This is a genomic window from Amycolatopsis sp. NPDC003676, assembly GCF_053587275.1.
Genome location: NZ_JBSFNS010000290.1, coordinates 1 through 1,426, shown reverse-complemented (window position 1 = coordinate 1,426; position 1,426 = coordinate 1). Strand labels below are relative to the sequence as shown.

Below are 1,426 nucleotides of genomic sequence, written 5' to 3'. Positions count from 1 at the left end.
GATCGCTTCCGCTTTGGACATGTGTTCTCCCTTTCCGCGGTGGTTGCCGGTTCCAGTATGGGAGCCTCGAATGTGCGCCACGTCATATTTCGCGGTTGACATCCGGCATCCACCTGGTCAAACTTACAACTGGTTATGACCGGACAGTACCCGTCAGGGTCACCGGTTCACAACAGTTAACCCGGACAGACTCGCAAGTCCGTTCGGCTCGCCGAGACCGCCGGGAACCGGGCGTCGAGTTCCCGTGGCGGCAGTTCGGCACCGGCCCGCAGCACCGCCGATTCGAGTTCGGCGACGACCGTCGCACCGGCCCGGTGGGCCAGCCGCGCCTGCCACCAGCTCGCCACGGCGCGCACCGCGACCGCGATCGACAGGCCGATCAATTCGCCTGTCCACGCGCCGAACTCACGCTTGCCGGGATCGGTGATCACCCCGGCCAGCACCCGGCCGAGCAGCACCGCCAGCACCACGATCGTCGCCGTGATGACCAGCGCGAGCAGCACCGACACCACCAGATGCGGCCGGGCCGAGCGGGCGTACTTCCACAGCCGTGGGTCGACGGGCGGACGCCTGCCCGGCCGCTGCCGCTCGGCGGCCGATCCGTCCGCGGCCGCGTCCGCCCGTGTCATCGCTCAGTCCTTGCTGCGCAGCGGCAGACCGGTCGGTGCCGGGATCTGCTCGACGGTCAGCCGCTGGCGGAACACCCAGTAGGTCCAGCCCTGGTAGACCAGCACCACCGGGGTGGCCAGCACCGCGGCCCAGCTCATCACCTTCAGCGTGTACGCGCTGGAGGCGGCGTTGTAGATGTTCAGGTCGTAGAGCGGGCTGATGGTCGAGGGCAGCACGGTCGGGTACATCGAGCCCACGATGAGCACGGTCGCCGAGGCCACGGTGACCGTGGTGCCGACGAAGGCCCAGCCGTCGCGGCCCGCCACGTTCGCCGCACCGGTGAGCACCAGGCCGAGCACCGCCGTCACCAGCACCGCCCAGGTCCAGCCGGTGCCGTAAGCGAGCTGGGTCCACAGCCCGAACGCGCCGACGACCACCGCGGTCGGCACCAGCAGCAGCCGGACGATGCGCTGCGCGTCGTCGCGGACCTCGCCGCCGGTCTTGAGGACCAGGAACACCGCGCCGTGCAGGGCGAACAGGATGCCGGTCGCCAGGCCACCGAGCAGGGCGTACGGGCTGAGCAGATCCCACACCGAGCCGACGATCTGCCGCTCCGCGTCCAGCGGCACGCCGCGCACCAGGTTCGCGAACACCCAGCCCCAGGCCAGCGCGGGAATCCAGGAGCCGATCCCGATGCCGATATCGCACCAGGCCCGCCATTTCGGTGCCGGTGGTGATCAATGCCGCCGCGTATACGGCTGTTGATGCCGCGGAGTCGGACGAGGCTCGGGCGTTCGCGGTGAATGTCGACGGCCCT

The 1,426-nt window shown here is 69.6% G+C and carries 2 protein-coding genes and 1 pseudogene; 1 reads left to right on the top strand and 2 read right to left on the bottom strand.

Features of this window, described 5'->3' with window-relative positions; translation table 11 throughout:
- Window positions 1–176 precede the first annotated feature (176 nt).
- Both ACWDNU_RS45760 and ACWDNU_RS45755 read right to left on the bottom strand, forming a co-directional pair.
- Window positions 177–629, bottom strand: coding sequence for a hypothetical protein (locus ACWDNU_RS45760; RefSeq protein ID WP_449673435.1), 453 nt, complete (start codon window positions 627–629; stop codon window positions 177–179).
- A gap of 3 nt (window positions 630–632) precedes the next feature.
- Window positions 633–1,277 (bottom strand): cytochrome d ubiquinol oxidase subunit II, encoded by a 645-nt coding sequence (locus ACWDNU_RS45755; protein WP_449673436.1) that lies wholly within the window; start codon window positions 1,275–1,277, stop codon window positions 633–635.
- Window positions 1,278–1,324: 47 nt separating this feature from the next.
- Here ACWDNU_RS45755 and ACWDNU_RS45750 point away from each other — a divergent pair.
- Window positions 1,325–1,426 (top strand): annotated as a pseudogene (locus tag ACWDNU_RS45750) (sugar nucleotide-binding protein); the annotation flags it as partial.